Raw genomic sequence first — 13,741 nt, forward strand, 5'->3', positions numbered from 1 at the left:
ATCAGCGCGGAATCTGCCAACGGATACGGTTGCTATAGGTACCGCCCGTGGGATTACCCGCGCGGTCCTTGCCCGGATTGAACCGGCCACGGCGCTGGATAAGCTTGCAGGTTTCGGCATCGAGATCGGCGTGCCCGCTCGACGACGTGACGTCGCACGAGGTCACGCGGCCCTCGACATTATAGGTCACGCGGAAACCCGTCGTGCCTTCGCGTTCTTCACGCATGGCGCGCGCCGGATAGTCGTCGTTCGTCGCCCAGCGGCCCGGGTTGCCACGCGGCGAACCGGCCTGACTGAGGTCGGGCGCCGGGGGCGCGGGGGGAGCCGGCGGCGTGAAGACCGGCGGCGGCGGCGTCGGCGGCGCCTTCGGCACCGACTGGACCGTATTGGTCGTCACCGGCGGCGGAATCGGCGACGGCGGCGTCACGACCGGCGGCGGCGGCGGCAGCTTGTTGTCCGGCGGCGGCGGCGGCGGCGGCTCCTCCGGCGGCGGCGGCTCTTCGACGTCCACCACATCCAATTTTTCGGCGATCTTCTTGACGATGCTGATATTCAAGCCGTTGACCAGGCCATAGCCCAGAACTGCCGTAAACAGACCAACCAAGACAATCGCCACTACCCTGTTTTTAGGGTCGACATTATCACCATAAGCCATTCAGGGACGACGCTCCTTGCTAGATCATCCTGACACCAATTCCCAACCCTCGGGACGGTTGCCAAATGCCCGGATGATTTCCGATGCGTTTTCACAGACCCGACGGCGCTACATCCGGCTTATTATGTTTTCGCCGGACGCTTCGCGGCCCGTCCTATCGCGGTGGCGGCACATTCGCAAACCCTTTATCAGCGGTTAATGTGCCATGTCCCATGATGGGGATTCAGGCGCCGATACCGGTGTCACAGATGATGGAAAGTAGATCGACCATGCGCCTCCCTCACCCGGCCGCCATCGCCGGCATATTGACCTTGAGCTTTGGAATCCCAAGCGTTTCCGCAATGCAGGCGCCAGCGGGCGCCGCGGCGGCGAGTCCCTACACCTATGCCGACATCGCCGATCTGGCGACCGCGGCACCGATCGTCCTGCACGCGCGCATCCGCGACGCGACCGATCTGAAACCCGAGCGCGCGCCCGGAGTCGCGGCGGGTCATGTCCGATTCTACGTCGAAGCCGACGTCGTCAGCCTGATTCGCGGCAGCGGCCCGCTCGCGTCGCGAATCTCCTATCTCGTCGACCTGCCGGTCGATACGCGCGGCAAGCCGCCGAAGCTCAAGCGGAAGCAGCCGGTCCTGCTCTTCGCCGGACCCGTCGCGGGTTCGGCGGCAGGCACGAACAGCACCGGCAGCGTCCGCCTGATCGCCCCCGACGCCCAGCTGCCGTGGGATCCCGCCACCGAAGCGCAATTGCGCGCGATCCTGACCGAGCTGGTCAAACCCGGCGCCCCGCCCGCGATCACCGGCATCGCCAACGGCTTCCACGTCCCGGGCACGCTTCCCGGCGAGGGCGAGACGCAATTGTTCCTGAACACCGAAACCGGAGACCCGGTGTCGCTCACCGTGCTCACCGCCGCCGACGGGTCGCGGCGCTGGGCGGCGGCGTTCGGCGAGATCGTCGATGGGTCCGCGGCGGTGCCCGCGCGCGATACGCTCGCCTGGTACCGTCTCGCCTGCGGCCTGCCGCGCCAGCTGCCGCTGAACAAGCTCGCGGGGACCCCGCCCGGGGACCGGCGCAAGGCGGCGGCGGACTATGGCGTCATCCTCGGCGCGCTCGGCGACTGCACGCGCACGCGCAAGCCGCCGGTCGATTGATGGAGTTTTTCGCCTGACGGCAAAGGCGGCACCGGCCCGCTCCCCCTCCCGGCCTCCCTAGGTTACTATCGTCGGGGAGGCCGGGAGGAGGAGCGGGCCGGTGCCGCATGTTTTTCCCGCAGCGGAAACAGAAAAGCTTCCTTGTTTCGCGCGCAAAAGCCGATAGGGCGCTCGCGATAACGGGGCGAGGCTCCGTCCTTTCTACGGAGTCCCGCATGTCGCCCTATTCCGCCCCGACCGCCCCCCGCCCGCCGCTACGCGTCGCGCTCGCGGGGATCGGCGTCGTCGGCGGCGGCGTCGTCCGGCTGCTCGAGGCGAACCGCGAGCTGATCGCGCGCCGCGCGGGCCGCCCGATCGAAATCGTCGCGGTATCGGCGCGCGACCGGCACAAGGATCGCGGCGTCGACCTGTCCCGCTATCGCTGGGAAGACGATATGGACGCGATCGTCGCGGCGGACGATGTCGATGTCGTCGTCGAGATGATCGGCGGCGCCGACGGATCGGCGCTGACGCTCGCGCGCCACGCGCTTGGAGCGGGCAAGGCGCTCGTCACCGCCAACAAGGCGATGATCGCGCATCACGGGCTCGATCTCGCCCGGCTGGCCGAACAAAAGGACACGCCGCTCAAATATGAAGCCGCGGTCGCGGGCGGTATTCCCGTCATCAAGGCGATCCGCGAGGGCGCGTCGGCGAACGAGATCGCGCGCGTCTATGGCATCCTCAACGGCACCTGCAATTATATCCTGACGCAAATGGAACGGAACGGCGCAAGCTTTGCCGACGCGCTCGCCGCCGCACAGGCCGAGGGTTATGCCGAGGCCGATCCCACCTTCGACGTCGACGGGATCGACGCCGCGCACAAATTGTCGATCCTCGCCGCGCTCTGTTTCGGGACGCAGCTCGACATCGGCGCGGTCACCGCCGACGGCATTCGCGGCCTGATCGCCGCCGACATTCGCGAGGCCGAAGCGCTCGGCCACCGCGTCCGCCTGATCGGTATGGCCGAGCGCGACAGGGAGAATGGTGGCGGGCTCTATCAGCATGTCCAGCCGTGCCTCGTCCCCGCCGACCACCCGCTCGCCTATGTCCCCGGCGCGCTCAATGCCGTGGTTGCCGAAGGCAATTTCGTCGGCCGGCTCTTCTTCGAAGGCGCGGGCGCGGGCGCGGGGCCGACCGCGTCCGCCATCGTCGCCGACATCATCGATATCGCGCGCGACGAATATGGCCCCGCTTTCGCGATGCCCGTCGACGCGCTCGATGCGGCGCCCGCTGCCGATGCCGGCGCACGCGTCGGCAAACATTATGTCCGCCTGATCGTCGAGGACCGCATCGGCGTGCTCGCCGAGATCGCGACGGCGATGCGCGACGCCGGCGTCTCGATCGAAAGCCTGATCCAGCGCGGCAGCGAGGACGGCGACGGCGTCGTGATCGTGCTCGTCACCCACGAAGGCCCGGCCAGCGCGATCCACGCCGCGCTAGACGTGCTCGGCGCTTCGGACCATGTCGTCGGCGCGCCGATGCACATGCCGATCCTCGCGCTTTAAGGTTCCTCTTCGGCGGGCGGCGGATCGCCCGTCTCGGGGTCGGTGCGCTCCTTCGCCATTTCATAGAGCGCATTATATTCGGGGCCCGGCTTCATCCGGCCGCCGATCGAGATCCAGTTATAGGGCAGCTTGTCGAGCGTCATCGCCCGCGCCTCGGCGCGCGGAAGCTTGGGCGGCGCCTCGCGCCCCTCGTTCGCGATCGCGCGCAATTCGGGGGTCAGGCGGTGGCGTTCGGTGTCGGTGCCGCACACGTTGATCGATCCATCTTCGGCGGGTTTGCAGCGCCGGATCGGATCGACCAACTCCTTCGCATTGGCCGCGGCACTTTCGGCGTCGCGCGGCGGCGGCGGGGCGGGCGGCCCCTGCACCTGCGCCGCGGCCGGCACCGCCAACGTCATCGTGACGACACAGCTCAGGGCGAAAGCGGCACCGAATCGGGCGAAGCGTTCTCGACAAGTGGCGCGGGCGACCATATGGCGCCCACCATGCCGACGCGGCGCAGCAAGTAAAGACGGAGAGTGCGAAAGATGACGGATAGCGGCAGCAACCTCGACCGGGTGCTCGTGCTCGAAATGGTGCGCGTCACCGAAGCCGCGGCGATCGCCGCCGCGAAGCTGATCGGCCGCGGCGACGAGAAAGCCGCCGACGCCGCCGCGGTCGAGGCGATGCGCACCGCGTTCAACACGCTCTATATGGACGGCACGATCGTCATCGGCGAGGGCGAGCGCGACGAGGCGCCGATGCTCTATATCGGCGAGAAGGTCGGCAACGCGCCCGGCAAGGGTCCGAAGATCGACATCGCGGTCGACCCGCTCGAAGGCACGACGATCACCGCCAAGGCCGGTCCGAACGCGCTCGCGGTGCTCGCGATCGCCGAGGAAGGCTGCCTGCTCAACGCCCCCGACGTCTATATGGACAAGCTCGCGGTCGGCGCGGGCTATTCGCCCGATGTCGTCAATTTCGACAACAGCGTGCGCGAGAATGTCGAGGCGGTCGCGCGCGAAAAGGGCTGCAAGCCCGAACAGATCATCGTCTGCGTGCTCGACCGCCCGCGCCACGAGGCGATCATCGCCGAACTGCGCGCGATCGGCTGCGGCGTCGCGCTGATCCCCGACGGCGACGTGGCGGGGGTGATCGCGACGACCAACCCCGAAACCAATATCGACATCTATATGGGGTCGGGCGGCGCGCCCGAGGGCGTGCTCGCCGCGGCGGCGCTGCGCTGCGTCGGCGGCCAGTTCAAGGGCCGCCTCCTCTTCCGCAACGACGACGAGCGCAAGCGCGCGAAGAAATGGGGCATCGAGGATCTCGACCGCGTCTATGACCTCGAGGATCTCGCCAAGGGCGACGTGATCTTCGCCGCGACGGGGGTCACCGACGGGTCGCTGCTGCGCGGCGTCAAGCGCCGCCGCGACGGGGTGATGACCACCGAGACCGTCGTGATGCGGGCTTCGTCGGGTACGGTGCGCTGGGTGAAGGGCGAACATCGCGCGCACTGAGAACAGAAAGGCGGCCGGCGGCCGCCTTTCGACATCGTGCCCCCTCCCCTCCCCGAGAGCATATCCGGGATGACGATAGACGGGTGCGGCAGCTTGCCGTCCATTCCCGGCACGCAAAAAAGGGCGGCACGCGGCCGCCCTCCTGGATCCCGGCACTGGCCGGGATAGCGCATTTTCCTACCGCGCGCCGTCAGCGCACGGGAAAATGGATCACTTGATCTTGGCTTCCTTGAACTCGACATGCTTGCGCGCACGCGGGTCGTATTTCCGCACCGACATTTTTTCGGTCATCGTGCGCGGGTTCTTTTTCGTGACATAGAAAAAGCCCGTGTCGGCGGTGCTCACCAGCTTGATCTTGACGGTCGTCGGCTTGGCCATGGCCCTGTTCCTCGAAATAACTGCACATCCGCCGGAGTTCCGATGGATGCCGCGGGACTAGGGGCCCCGACGTTGGTGTGAAAAACATAGAGGGCCGCGCGACGTCGCGCCGCCCCCAATATCCGGGCGCCTTTGGCGGGATTCGGCTTTTCTGTCAAGCGAAAGCGAAGGGCGGGCGGCAATATCGGCCGCCCGCCCGGGAGGGGTCGGTTGGGTCTTCAAGCGTTCTTGATCTCGAAGCGGACGGTCATCACCTTCCAGCTTTCCTCGGGCACCCCGCCGCGCGTCGCGGGCTTGAAGCGCCATTTGGCGAGCGCGCGGCGCTTCGTCGCCTCGAAAAAGGCCGGGCTGTCGGCGCTGATCAGTTCGACCGCCTTGACGCGCCCGTCGGTGCCGATCAGCACGCGGACCTTCGCCACGCCCTCGATCCCGCCGCGCTGCTCGCGCGCCGGATATTCGGGCTGGAAGGCACCGGCGAAGCGCGGATCGATGTCGGCGAGCACGAGGTTGGGCTTGGTCGGCGCGACGGGCGGATCAAGCGGAACCGACGGCCCGGTGCCTGTCCCTGCCGGCGGGACATAGGGCGGAAGCGGCGGCGCCTCGGGCGGGTCCTTCACCACCGGCGGCAGGGGCCTCGGCGGCGCGGTAAATTGCGTTTGAGGCGGCTGTGTTTGGGGTTTGGGATCGGGCTGTGTCTCGGGCGGCTTGGGCTTCGGCAGCGTGATTGATGTCCACGGCGGCGTGACGGTCGTCGGCTTGTCCTCCACGATCATCGGCGACAGCGCCACCGCGACGACGAGCGCCGCGGGTAGCCCCACTGCGAACAGCGCCGCGAACGGATGATGGGTTCTGTCGGCGCCATAGCTGCCGCGCGGCTGCATCGCCGGGGCGGGGGCCGGAGCCGTCATCGCCTCGGGCGCGGTCACAATCGCCGAAATCAAGGGTATCAAGGTCATGGCATCTCTCCTTGCCTGTCGACCCGGCCCCGCGGCATTCTGACCGTCGAACTGGCCAAGTCAGAGTGACGTGATATTATAACATCACTAGACTTGTCAAGCGGATCGGTAAGCAAGAACAGGAAGGGCTGATAAGCGAGAGCGCCGAGCGTTCAATATGAACCGTTTGATGCTGATTTAACGCTCGCTGCTCTATCTCGCCAAAAGCCGCGCGGTCGCCTCGCTCTTGTCGATCAGCGGCAGCAGCTCGGCCATGTCGGGACCATGATCGCGTCCCGTCAGCGCACGGCGCAGCGGCAGGAACAGCGCTCGGCCCTTCGCCCCCGTCGCCTCCTTCGCTGCGCCGGTCAGCGCATGCCACGGGTCGTTCGCCCAATCGATGCCCGATACGGCACCGGCGGCGGCGGCGAGCACCGCGCGGTCTGTCTCCTCGGCAAGCGGCGGCGCGAAGGGGCCGTCGAATACCGGCGCCCAGTCAGCCGCCTCGGCCACCGTCATCAGGTTCGGGCGAATCGCGTTCCAGCGCGCTTCGGTGATCGCGGCGGGCAGGCGATCGGCGACCGCGGCATGGTCCGTGTGATGCAAAATCTTCTGGTTGAGCAGCGCGAGCTCGCCCTCGTCGAAGCGCGCGGGCGCGCGGCCGAAGCGTGCGAAGTCGATGCTTTCGATCAGCGGGGCGACATGCGTCACCGGCTCGACCGGATCGCTCGTCCCGAGCCGCGCGAGCAATGCGACGAGCGCGATCGGCTCGATGCCTTCGTCGCGGAGGCTCGCCATGCCGAGCGAGCCGAGCCGCTTCGACAATTTGCCCTCGGTCCCGACGAGCAGAGCCTCGTGGGCAAAGGCCGCCGGCGCGGCGCCAAGCGCTTCGAACATCTGGATCTGCGCCGCGGTGTTCGACACATGATCCTCGCCGCGCACCACATGCGTAATCCCCATCGCGATGTCGTCGATCACGCTCGGCAGCAGATAGAGCCAGCTGCCGTCGGCGCGGCGCACGACGGGATCGGACATCGTCTTCGGCTCGAAATGCTGCGGCCCGCGGACCATGTCGGTCCACTCGATCGGCGCATCATGGTCGAGCCGGAAGCGCCAGTGCGGCGCGACGCCTTCGGGCACCGGCGCGCCCTCGGGCTTGCGCTCGTAAACCGGGGGCAATCCGCGCGAAAGCAGCACCTTGCGGCGAATGTCCAGCTCTTCGGGCGTCTCGTAACAGGCATAGACCCGCCCCGCCGCCTTCAGTTTCTCGAACTCGCCCTCATAAAGCGCGAAGCGCGCCGACTGCCGTTCCTCGCCGTCGATGTCGAGCCCGAGCCACGCAAGGTCGGCGCGGATACCCTCGACATATTCCTCTTTCGACCGCTCGAGATCGGTATCGTCGATGCGCAGCAGGAAGCGCCCGCCATGCTTGCGCGCCCACAGCCAGTTGTGAAGCGCGGTGCGGACATTGCCGACGTGCAAGCTGCCGGTCGGCGAGGGAGCGAAGCGGGTGATGACGGTCATGCGGCGCGCCTATAGCCGCATTTGCCCGCGAGGCGATAGCTATGCGCTGCGCCGCGCGGGCCACCAGGCCCAAGCGATGCCGAGCAGCGCGACGATCAGGATGACGCTATATTCCATTCCGTTGCGCCCGCCGCCGACGACGAACCAGCCCGCGGGAAGGTGGACGAGGATCATGCCGAGCGTCAGGATGAAGGCATGGCCGAGCGCGGCGAGGCTGGTCCAGCGGCGCGTCAGCATCAGCGCCGGGCCCACCAGCTCGTAGAGCGTCACCGCCATCGCCCAGCCATAGCCATAGGGAAAGCCGAGGCTGTCGAGCCAGATGCCGAAGGGCACCACGAGCCCCGCCGCGAGGCGATAGATGCCGTGGATCAGAATCAGGATCGCGACGGTGATCCGCAGCAGCTCGATAAATTGCTCCGCGCGTTCGGGCCGCGCCTTCGGTCCCCGCAATCCCATTCGACGTCCCCCTGATTATCCCGTGCGGAACCCGTGCGTGATCGGATAGCGCCGGTCGCGCCCGAAATTCCGCGTCGACAATTTGACCCCCGGCGGCGCCTGCCGGCGCTTATATTCGGCGAGCATCAGGAGCCGCTCGATCCGCGTCACCGCCTCGCGATCGAAGCCATATTTGGCAACGACGTCGTCGACGCTCGCTTCCTCCTCGACGAGCATGTGGAGCATGCGGTCGAGGTCGGCATAAGGCGGCAGGCTGTCCTCGTCCTTCTGGTCGGGGCGCAGCTCGGCGCTCGGCGGCTTGGTGACGATATTGTCGGGCATCACCGGCGCGACCCGGTTGCGCGACAGGCGCGGCACATTCTCGTTGCGCCATTTCGCGATCGCAAAGACCGTCATCTTGTACGCATCCTTCAGCGGATTATAGCCGCCCGCCATGTCGCCATAGATGGTCGCATAGCCGACGCTCATCTCGCTCTTGTTGCCCGTCGTCAGCAGCATCGGGCCGAATTTGTTGCTGAGCGCCATCAGCGTAACGCCGCGGATGCGCGACTGGACATTCTCCTCGGTGATGTCGACGTCTTTGTCGGCGAAGCTCCCCGCGAGCATCTGGTCGAACGCATCGACCGCGGGGACGATCGGGATGGTGTCGAGCCGGCATCCAATCATCTCGGCGCAGCCCTTCGCATCGTCGAGGCTCTCCTCGCTGGTGAAGCGGCTCGGCATCATCACGCACCAGACCTTGTCGGGTCCGAGCGCATCGGCGGCGATCGCGGCGCAGATCGCCGAATCGATCCCTCCCGACAGGCCGAGCACGACGCCGGGAAAGCGGTTGCGTGTCACATAGTCGCGCAAGCTCACGATCATCGCGCTATAGATGTCGGCGGGATGCGCCTCCCATTCGGCGATTGCACCGGGTTCGCAGACCCAGCGCCCGTCGCCCGCATTCGTCCAGCGCGTGACGCGCTCCTCGCCCCCCCAGTCGGTCAGCCGGTGCGCGGTCGTCCCGTCGTCGTTCAGCACGAAAGAGCAGCCGTCGAACACCAGCTCGTCCTGCCCGCCGATGCGGTTGAGGAAGATCAGCGGCAGCTTGGTTTCGGCGACGCGGCTCGCAAAGACCTGCGATAAACGCCGCTCGTCCTTGTCGATCTCATAGGGGCTGCCGTTGACCGAAATCAGCAATTCGGCGCCCTGCGCCGTGAGATGCCGGCACACGGTCGGCAGCCAGCCGTCCTCGCAGATCGGCAGCCCGAGCTTCACCCCGCGCCATTCGACGATGTCGGGGAGCGGGCCGGGCGCGAAGATGCGCTTCTCGTCGAAGGTGCCGTAATTGGGCAGTTCGTGCTTGCGCCGCGTCGCGACGATTTCGCCCCCGTCGAGCAGCGCGACGATATTGTAGAGATCGGCGCCGTCGCGCTCGACCGATCCGACGAGCATCGCCGGACCGCCATCGGCAGTCTCGGCGGCGAGTTCGGCGAGCAGCTTCGCCGCGCGTTCGGCCAGCGCGGGCTTCAGCACCAGATCTTCGGGCGGATAGCCGATCAGCTGGAACTCGGGGTAGAGGATCAGGTCGGCGTCGCGGTGGCGGGCGCGAACGCTACGCATCGCATCGGCGTTGGCCGCGAGGTCGCCGACCGCCTGCGTCATCTGGGAAAGGACGATGGAGAGCGTTTCGGTCATGTCAGCGGTTTAGGCGCAAGTCGGGCGATTTCAACCGAAGACCGATACCCGCATCGGCATTGGGGTGGAGAGCTGTCGTCCAGATCCTCCCTTGCGCAGCAATGGGGAGGTGGCAACCGCAGGGCTGACGGAGGGTCGACGCCGTCAGGCGTCGGTGCACAGGACTTCTCCACACAGCTTCGCGGAGTGTGGTTGGAAGTCTGCAATCCGTCCAGTCCGGGGACTGGACGACCCACATCCTCCCCAGCGCTTCCGATGGGGAGGATCGGCGGCCGCTTCCGGTCGAAAGCTGTCTTTCCAATATCTCGCGCGACGCGCCGCAATGGCTTTAACCCCTTCCCCTTCGCGCCCGCGCTGGCTAAGGGGGCGCGCAATCCCACCCCGCGCGAAAGGGCTTTGCACCTTTATGAAACTCATCTCCGGCAACAGCAACCTGCCGCTGGCCCGCGCGATCGCGGACTATCTCGAACTGCCGCTCACCGACACCAGCGTGCGCCGCTTCGCCGACGAGGAAGTCTTCGTCGAGATCCACGAGAATGTCCGCGGCCAGGACGTCTTCGTCGTCCAGCCGACGAATTTCCCCGCGAACGACAATCTGATGGAATTGCTCATCATCAACGACGCGCTGCGCCGCGCGTCGGCGAAGCGCATCACCGCGGTCGTCCCCTATTTCGGCTATGCGCGGCAGGACCGCAAACCCGGCCCGCGCACCCCGATCTCGGCCAAGCTCGTCGCGAACCTCATCACCACCTCGGGCGCCGACCGCGTGCTCGCGATCGACCTCCATGCGGGGCAGATCCAGGGCTTCTTCGACATCCCGACCGACAATCTCTATGCCGCACCGGTGATGAGCGCCGACATCCAGGCACGCTTCGGTGACAAGAATCTGATGGTCGTGTCGCCCGACGTCGGCGGCGTCGTCCGCGCGCGCGCGCTCGCCAAGCGCCTCGACAACGCCCCGCTCGCGATCGTCGACAAGCGCCGCGAGCGCGCTGGCGAATCGGAGGTGATGAACATCATCGGCGACGTCTCGGGCCGCTTCTGCATCCTGATCGACGACATTGTCGATTCGGCGGGCACGCTCTGCAACGCCGCCGCCGCATTGAAGGCCGCGGGCGCCGAGGGTGTCGTCGCCTATTGCACCCACGGCGTGCTGTCGGGCGGCGCGGTCGCGCGCGTCGATGCGAGCGAGCTTACCGAACTCGTCATCACCGATTCGATCATGCCGACCGACGCGGTGAACGACAGCAACAAGGTCCGCGCGCTCACCGTCGCGCCCTTGCTCGGCGAAGCGATCAAGCGCATCGCCGACGAAAGCAGCGTCTCCTCGCTATTTGATTGATGCGTCAGCGCGCGACCAGCGCGCCGACGATATGATCGAGCTGGCGCCGGAAGCTCGCATGATCGGGCACCGCATGGACCAGCCCGCGCGCCGTCCAACATAAGGCCTGCGCCATGCTCCCCGCGCGCGGCACCGCCGAGCCGGGGCCGCTGAGCCGGATCGCTTCGGCCATCGCCGCGACCAGCCGCCGCTCAGCCGCACGCGCCGCGTCGGGTGGATCGCGCTGGAGCATCGCCACGATTTCGGCGCCGTGCGGCGAGGAATGAAGCGCCGCCATATGCCGGCCCACCCACGCGTCGAGCGCATCGGCCAACCGCTCGGCGAGCGTCTTGGCGGGCTGCTCGATGCTGGCGAGCGCGGCGGCGAGCGACGTATCGACCATGCCTTTGGTCGCCCAGTCGATCAGCGCGCCCTTCGATCCGAAGCGCAGATAAAGCGCCTGCCGCGACACGCCGAGCGCCGCGGCGACATCCTCCATCGATGCCTTGCGCAGCCCGTAGCGAGCGAAGGTCGCGACGATCGGATCGAGAGGAAAATCGCCCGGCATGAGGCCGATTTTACAATTTATATCATGTTTGTAAAATCTATAAAATCGGGGCCGCTCGGGATGTAATAGCTTTGCATGGACTGGCGGCGCGGACCGCACTGGGCTAGCGCGAAGCCATGTCGATCACCTCTGACCTCGCCCTCGCCAACCGCCTCGCCGACGCCGCCGGCGAAGCGATCCGTCCGCTCTTTCGTTCGAACTGGGTCCACGAAGCCAAGGCCGACGCCTCGCCCGTCACCGAGGCCGACCGCGCCGCCGAAGCCGCGATGCGCCGCCTGCTCGACGCCGAGGCGCCGCGCGACGGCATCATCGGCGAGGAATATGGCGCCGAGCGCCCCGAAGCCTCGCGCCAGTGGGTGCTCGACCCGATCGACGGCACCGTCAGCTTCATGGCCGGCCGCCCGATCTTCGGCACGCTGATCGCGCTGCTGCAGGACGGCTGGCCGATCCTCGGCATCATCGACCAGCCGATCGCCGGCGAACGCTGGGTCGGCGCGTTGGGGCAACCGACCCTGTTCAACGGCGCCCCGGCGCGCGCGCGCGCCTGCCGCAACCTCGCCGACGCCGTGCTCGCGACGACCGGGCCGCAGTATTTCAGCGACCATGACGGCGAGCATTTCATGGCGCTCGCGGCGAAGACGTCGCACAAGCGGATGGTCTTCGGTGGCGATTGCTATAATTATGGCCTGCTCGCGAGCGGGCATATCGACCTGGTGGTCGAAGCGGGGCTCAAGCTCCACGACTTCGCCGCGCTCGCGCCGATCGTCGAGGGCGCCGGCGGCACCATGTGCGACTGGAACGGCGATCCGCTCAGCGCCGACAGCGCCAAAGAGAATGGGGGCCATGTCATCGCGCTCGGCGACCCGGCGCGGCTCGAAGATGTGATCGAGGGGCTCGCCTGCCACCATTGAGGCCGGGGCCCCGGAAAGGAGAGGAACCGACATGGCTTATGAAGGAAGCTGTCACTGCGGCGCGGTGACCTATAGCGTCGAGGGCGACATTCCCGACACGGCGATGAGCTGCAACTGCTCGCACTGCCGCCGCAAGGGCTTTCTGCTCAGCTTCGTGCCGATCGACCAGTTCCGGCTGCAGAGCGGCGCCGAGCGGCTGACGTCGTACAAGTTCAACAAGCATAATATCGACCATCAATTCTGCGACGAATGCGGGTGCCAGAGCTTTTCGGTGGGCACCGGCCCCGACGGCGCGAAGATGGCGGCGGTCAACCTGCGCTGCGTTCCGGGCGCCGATCTCGACGCGCTGAATATCCAGAAGGTCGACGGCGCAAGTTTCTGATCCCACAACGCTTGCAATTCCGGGCGAATCCACCTAAGCGCGCCGCTTCCGATTGTGTCGGCTGGCTGAAAGGGCTGCCAGGCCGATACGCAAACGGACTCTAGATTCGGTGCCGGATCTCAACAACATAGGAGACCAAAATGCCCAAGATGAAGACCAAGAGCGGTGTGAAGAAACGCTTCAAATTCACCGCCTCGGGCAAGGTGAAGCACGGCGTCGCCGGCAAGCGCCACCGCCTGATTTCGCATAACTCGAAATATATCCGCACCAACCGCGGCACCAGCGTGCTCAGCGATTCGGACGCGGCCCATGTGCGCCTCTGGGCGCCCTACGGCCTGAAGTAAGGAGCGCTAGACGATGTCACGCATCAAACGCGGCACGACCACGCGTGCCAAGCACAAGCGGATTTTGGATCAGGCGAAGGGCTATTATGGCCGTCGCAAGAATACGATCCGCATCGCCAAGCAGGCGGTCGAAAAGGCCGGCCAATACGCCTATCGCGACCGCAAGGTTAAGAAGCGGAGCTTCCGCGCCCTGTGGATCCAGCGCATCAACGCCGCGGTCCGCGCCGAAGGCCTGACCTATTCGCAGTTCATGCACGGCGTGAAGCTCGCCGGCATCGACCTCGACCGCAAGGTCATGGCCGACCTTGCGATGAACGAAGGCGGCGTGTTCACCGCGATCATCGCGCAGGCGAAGGCGGCGCTGCCCAAGGCGGCCTGACGCTTTTCAGCCAAGGC

General features: G+C 66.7%; 16 protein-coding genes. 8 read left to right on the forward strand and 8 right to left on the reverse strand.

The features are described from left to right. Position 1 precedes the first annotated feature (1 nt). Positions 2-655 carry an energy transducer TonB gene (locus tag OVY29_RS13665; RefSeq protein WP_037555440.1) on the reverse strand — a complete coding sequence of 218 codons (654 nt, stop codon included), beginning with the start codon at positions 653-655 and terminating at the stop codon, positions 2-4. A gap of 269 nt (positions 656-924) precedes the next feature. Between OVY29_RS13665 and OVY29_RS13670 the strand changes: the two genes are divergently transcribed. Beyond that, a complete protein-coding gene (locus OVY29_RS13670) occupies positions 925-1,806 on the forward strand; it encodes a hypothetical protein (RefSeq protein WP_081933086.1) in 882 nt (293 codons plus the stop codon). A gap of 215 nt (positions 1,807-2,021) precedes the next feature. Continuing rightward, on the forward strand, positions 2,022-3,350 hold the full coding sequence (locus OVY29_RS13675) for a homoserine dehydrogenase (RefSeq protein WP_052182247.1): 1,329 nt from the start codon (positions 2,022-2,024) through the stop codon (positions 3,348-3,350). On the opposite strand, the gene OVY29_RS13680 is transcribed toward OVY29_RS13675, so the two are convergent. Continuing rightward, a complete protein-coding gene (locus tag OVY29_RS13680; protein WP_235211517.1) occupies positions 3,347-3,748 on the reverse strand; it encodes a hypothetical protein in 402 nt (133 codons plus the stop codon). The two genes, OVY29_RS13675 and OVY29_RS13680, sit on opposite strands and share 4 nt — an antisense overlap. A 129-nt stretch (positions 3,749-3,877) precedes the next feature. Between OVY29_RS13680 and glpX the strand changes: the two genes are divergently transcribed. Continuing rightward, a complete protein-coding gene (gene glpX, locus OVY29_RS13685; protein WP_037555442.1) occupies positions 3,878-4,849 on the forward strand; it encodes a class II fructose-bisphosphatase in 972 nt (323 codons plus the stop codon). 210 nt (positions 4,850-5,059) lie between these two features. On the opposite strand, the gene rpmG is transcribed toward glpX, so the two are convergent. From rpmG to OVY29_RS13710, 5 genes are all read right to left on the reverse strand, one after another. Continuing rightward, positions 5,060-5,227: a 50S ribosomal protein L33 gene (gene rpmG, locus OVY29_RS13690; protein ID WP_003042331.1), complete on the reverse strand. Its 168-nt coding sequence runs from the start codon at positions 5,225-5,227 to the stop codon at positions 5,060-5,062. Positions 5,228-5,445: 218 nt separating this feature from the next. Further along, positions 5,446-6,183, reverse strand: a complete 738-nt coding sequence (locus tag OVY29_RS13695) for an energy transducer TonB (protein WP_037555443.1) — start codon at positions 6,181-6,183, stop codon at positions 5,446-5,448. 192 nt (positions 6,184-6,375) lie between these two features. Continuing rightward, complete coding sequence (locus tag OVY29_RS13700) at positions 6,376-7,686, reverse strand: glutamate--tRNA ligase (protein WP_037555444.1); 1,311 nt, start codon at positions 7,684-7,686, stop codon at positions 6,376-6,378. A gap of 39 nt (positions 7,687-7,725) precedes the next feature. Continuing rightward, entirely contained in the window at positions 7,726-8,142 is a 417-nt protein-coding gene (locus OVY29_RS13705; protein ID WP_313911579.1) for a DoxX family protein, read from the reverse strand. A gap of 15 nt (positions 8,143-8,157) precedes the next feature. Then, the gene (locus OVY29_RS13710) at positions 8,158-9,819 is read right to left on the reverse strand and encodes an NAD+ synthase (protein WP_037555445.1); all 1,662 of its coding nucleotides are present in this window, start codon (positions 9,817-9,819) and stop codon (positions 8,158-8,160) included. A 406-nt stretch (positions 9,820-10,225) separates the two neighbouring features. Here OVY29_RS13710 and OVY29_RS13715 point away from each other — a divergent pair, with 406 nt between their 5' ends. Continuing rightward, complete coding sequence (locus tag OVY29_RS13715) at positions 10,226-11,161, forward strand: ribose-phosphate pyrophosphokinase (RefSeq protein ID WP_037555446.1); 936 nt, start codon at positions 10,226-10,228, stop codon at positions 11,159-11,161. A 4-nt stretch (positions 11,162-11,165) separates the two neighbouring features. Here OVY29_RS13715 and OVY29_RS13720 read toward each other — a convergent pair whose 3' ends face one another. Then, entirely contained in the window at positions 11,166-11,708 is a 543-nt protein-coding gene (locus OVY29_RS13720) for a TetR/AcrR family transcriptional regulator (protein WP_052182249.1), read from the reverse strand. Positions 11,709-11,824: 116 nt separating this feature from the next. Between OVY29_RS13720 and hisN the strand changes: the two genes are divergently transcribed. The 4 genes from hisN (at position 11,825) to rplT (ending at position 13,724) form a co-directional block, all read left to right on the forward strand. Next, positions 11,825-12,619: a histidinol-phosphatase gene (gene hisN, locus OVY29_RS13725; RefSeq protein ID WP_037555447.1), complete on the forward strand. Its 795-nt coding sequence runs from the start codon at positions 11,825-11,827 to the stop codon at positions 12,617-12,619. 31 nt (positions 12,620-12,650) lie between these two features. Beyond that, the gene (locus OVY29_RS13730; protein ID WP_037555448.1) at positions 12,651-13,001 is read left to right on the forward strand and encodes a GFA family protein; all 351 of its coding nucleotides are present in this window, start codon (positions 12,651-12,653) and stop codon (positions 12,999-13,001) included. Positions 13,002-13,141: 140 nt separating this feature from the next. Next, positions 13,142-13,345 carry a 50S ribosomal protein L35 gene (gene rpmI, locus OVY29_RS13735; protein WP_037555449.1) on the forward strand — a complete coding sequence of 68 codons (204 nt, stop codon included), beginning with the start codon at positions 13,142-13,144 and terminating at the stop codon, positions 13,343-13,345. A 13-nt stretch (positions 13,346-13,358) separates the two neighbouring features. Then, positions 13,359-13,724: a 50S ribosomal protein L20 gene (gene rplT / locus OVY29_RS13740; RefSeq protein WP_037555450.1), complete on the forward strand. Its 366-nt coding sequence runs from the start codon at positions 13,359-13,361 to the stop codon at positions 13,722-13,724. Positions 13,725-13,741 lie beyond the last annotated feature (17 nt).

Source organism: Sphingopyxis sp. SE2, from assembly GCF_032227185.1.
Taxonomy (GTDB): Bacteria; Pseudomonadota; Alphaproteobacteria; order Sphingomonadales; family Sphingomonadaceae; genus Sphingopyxis.

Bases quoted from the DNA above. Each gene is read 5' to 3' on its own strand.
- rpmG (WP_003042331.1), bottom strand. From the start codon at position 5,227: ATGGCCAAGCCGACGACCGTCAAGATCAAGCTGGTGAGCACCGCCGAC.
- glpX (WP_037555442.1), top strand. From the start codon at position 3,878: ATGACGGATAGCGGCAGCAACCTCGACCGGGTGCTCGTGCTCGAAATG.
- OVY29_RS13700 (WP_037555444.1), bottom strand. From the start codon at position 7,686: ATGACCGTCATCACCCGCTTCGCTCCCTCGCCGACCGGCAGCTTGCAC.
- OVY29_RS13670 (WP_081933086.1), top strand. From the start codon at position 925: ATGCGCCTCCCTCACCCGGCCGCCATCGCCGGCATATTGACCTTGAGC.
- rplT (WP_037555450.1), top strand. From the start codon at position 13,359: ATGTCACGCATCAAACGCGGCACGACCACGCGTGCCAAGCACAAGCGG.
- OVY29_RS13710 (WP_037555445.1), bottom strand. From the start codon at position 9,819: ATGACCGAAACGCTCTCCATCGTCCTTTCCCAGATGACGCAGGCGGTC.
- OVY29_RS13730 (WP_037555448.1), top strand. From the start codon at position 12,651: ATGGCTTATGAAGGAAGCTGTCACTGCGGCGCGGTGACCTATAGCGTC.
- OVY29_RS13720 (WP_052182249.1), bottom strand. From the start codon at position 11,708: ATGCCGGGCGATTTTCCTCTCGATCCGATCGTCGCGACCTTCGCTCGC.
- rpmI (WP_037555449.1), top strand. From the start codon at position 13,142: ATGCCCAAGATGAAGACCAAGAGCGGTGTGAAGAAACGCTTCAAATTC.
- OVY29_RS13715 (WP_037555446.1), top strand. From the start codon at position 10,226: ATGAAACTCATCTCCGGCAACAGCAACCTGCCGCTGGCCCGCGCGATC.
- OVY29_RS13695 (WP_037555443.1), bottom strand. From the start codon at position 6,183: ATGACCTTGATACCCTTGATTTCGGCGATTGTGACCGCGCCCGAGGCG.
- hisN (WP_037555447.1), top strand. From the start codon at position 11,825: ATGTCGATCACCTCTGACCTCGCCCTCGCCAACCGCCTCGCCGACGCC.
- OVY29_RS13665 (WP_037555440.1), bottom strand. From the start codon at position 655: ATGGCTTATGGTGATAATGTCGACCCTAAAAACAGGGTAGTGGCGATT.
- OVY29_RS13680 (WP_235211517.1), bottom strand. From the start codon at position 3,748: ATGACGTTGGCGGTGCCGGCCGCGGCGCAGGTGCAGGGGCCGCCCGCC.
- OVY29_RS13675 (WP_052182247.1), top strand. From the start codon at position 2,022: ATGTCGCCCTATTCCGCCCCGACCGCCCCCCGCCCGCCGCTACGCGTC.
- OVY29_RS13705 (WP_313911579.1), bottom strand. From the start codon at position 8,142: ATGGGATTGCGGGGACCGAAGGCGCGGCCCGAACGCGCGGAGCAATTT.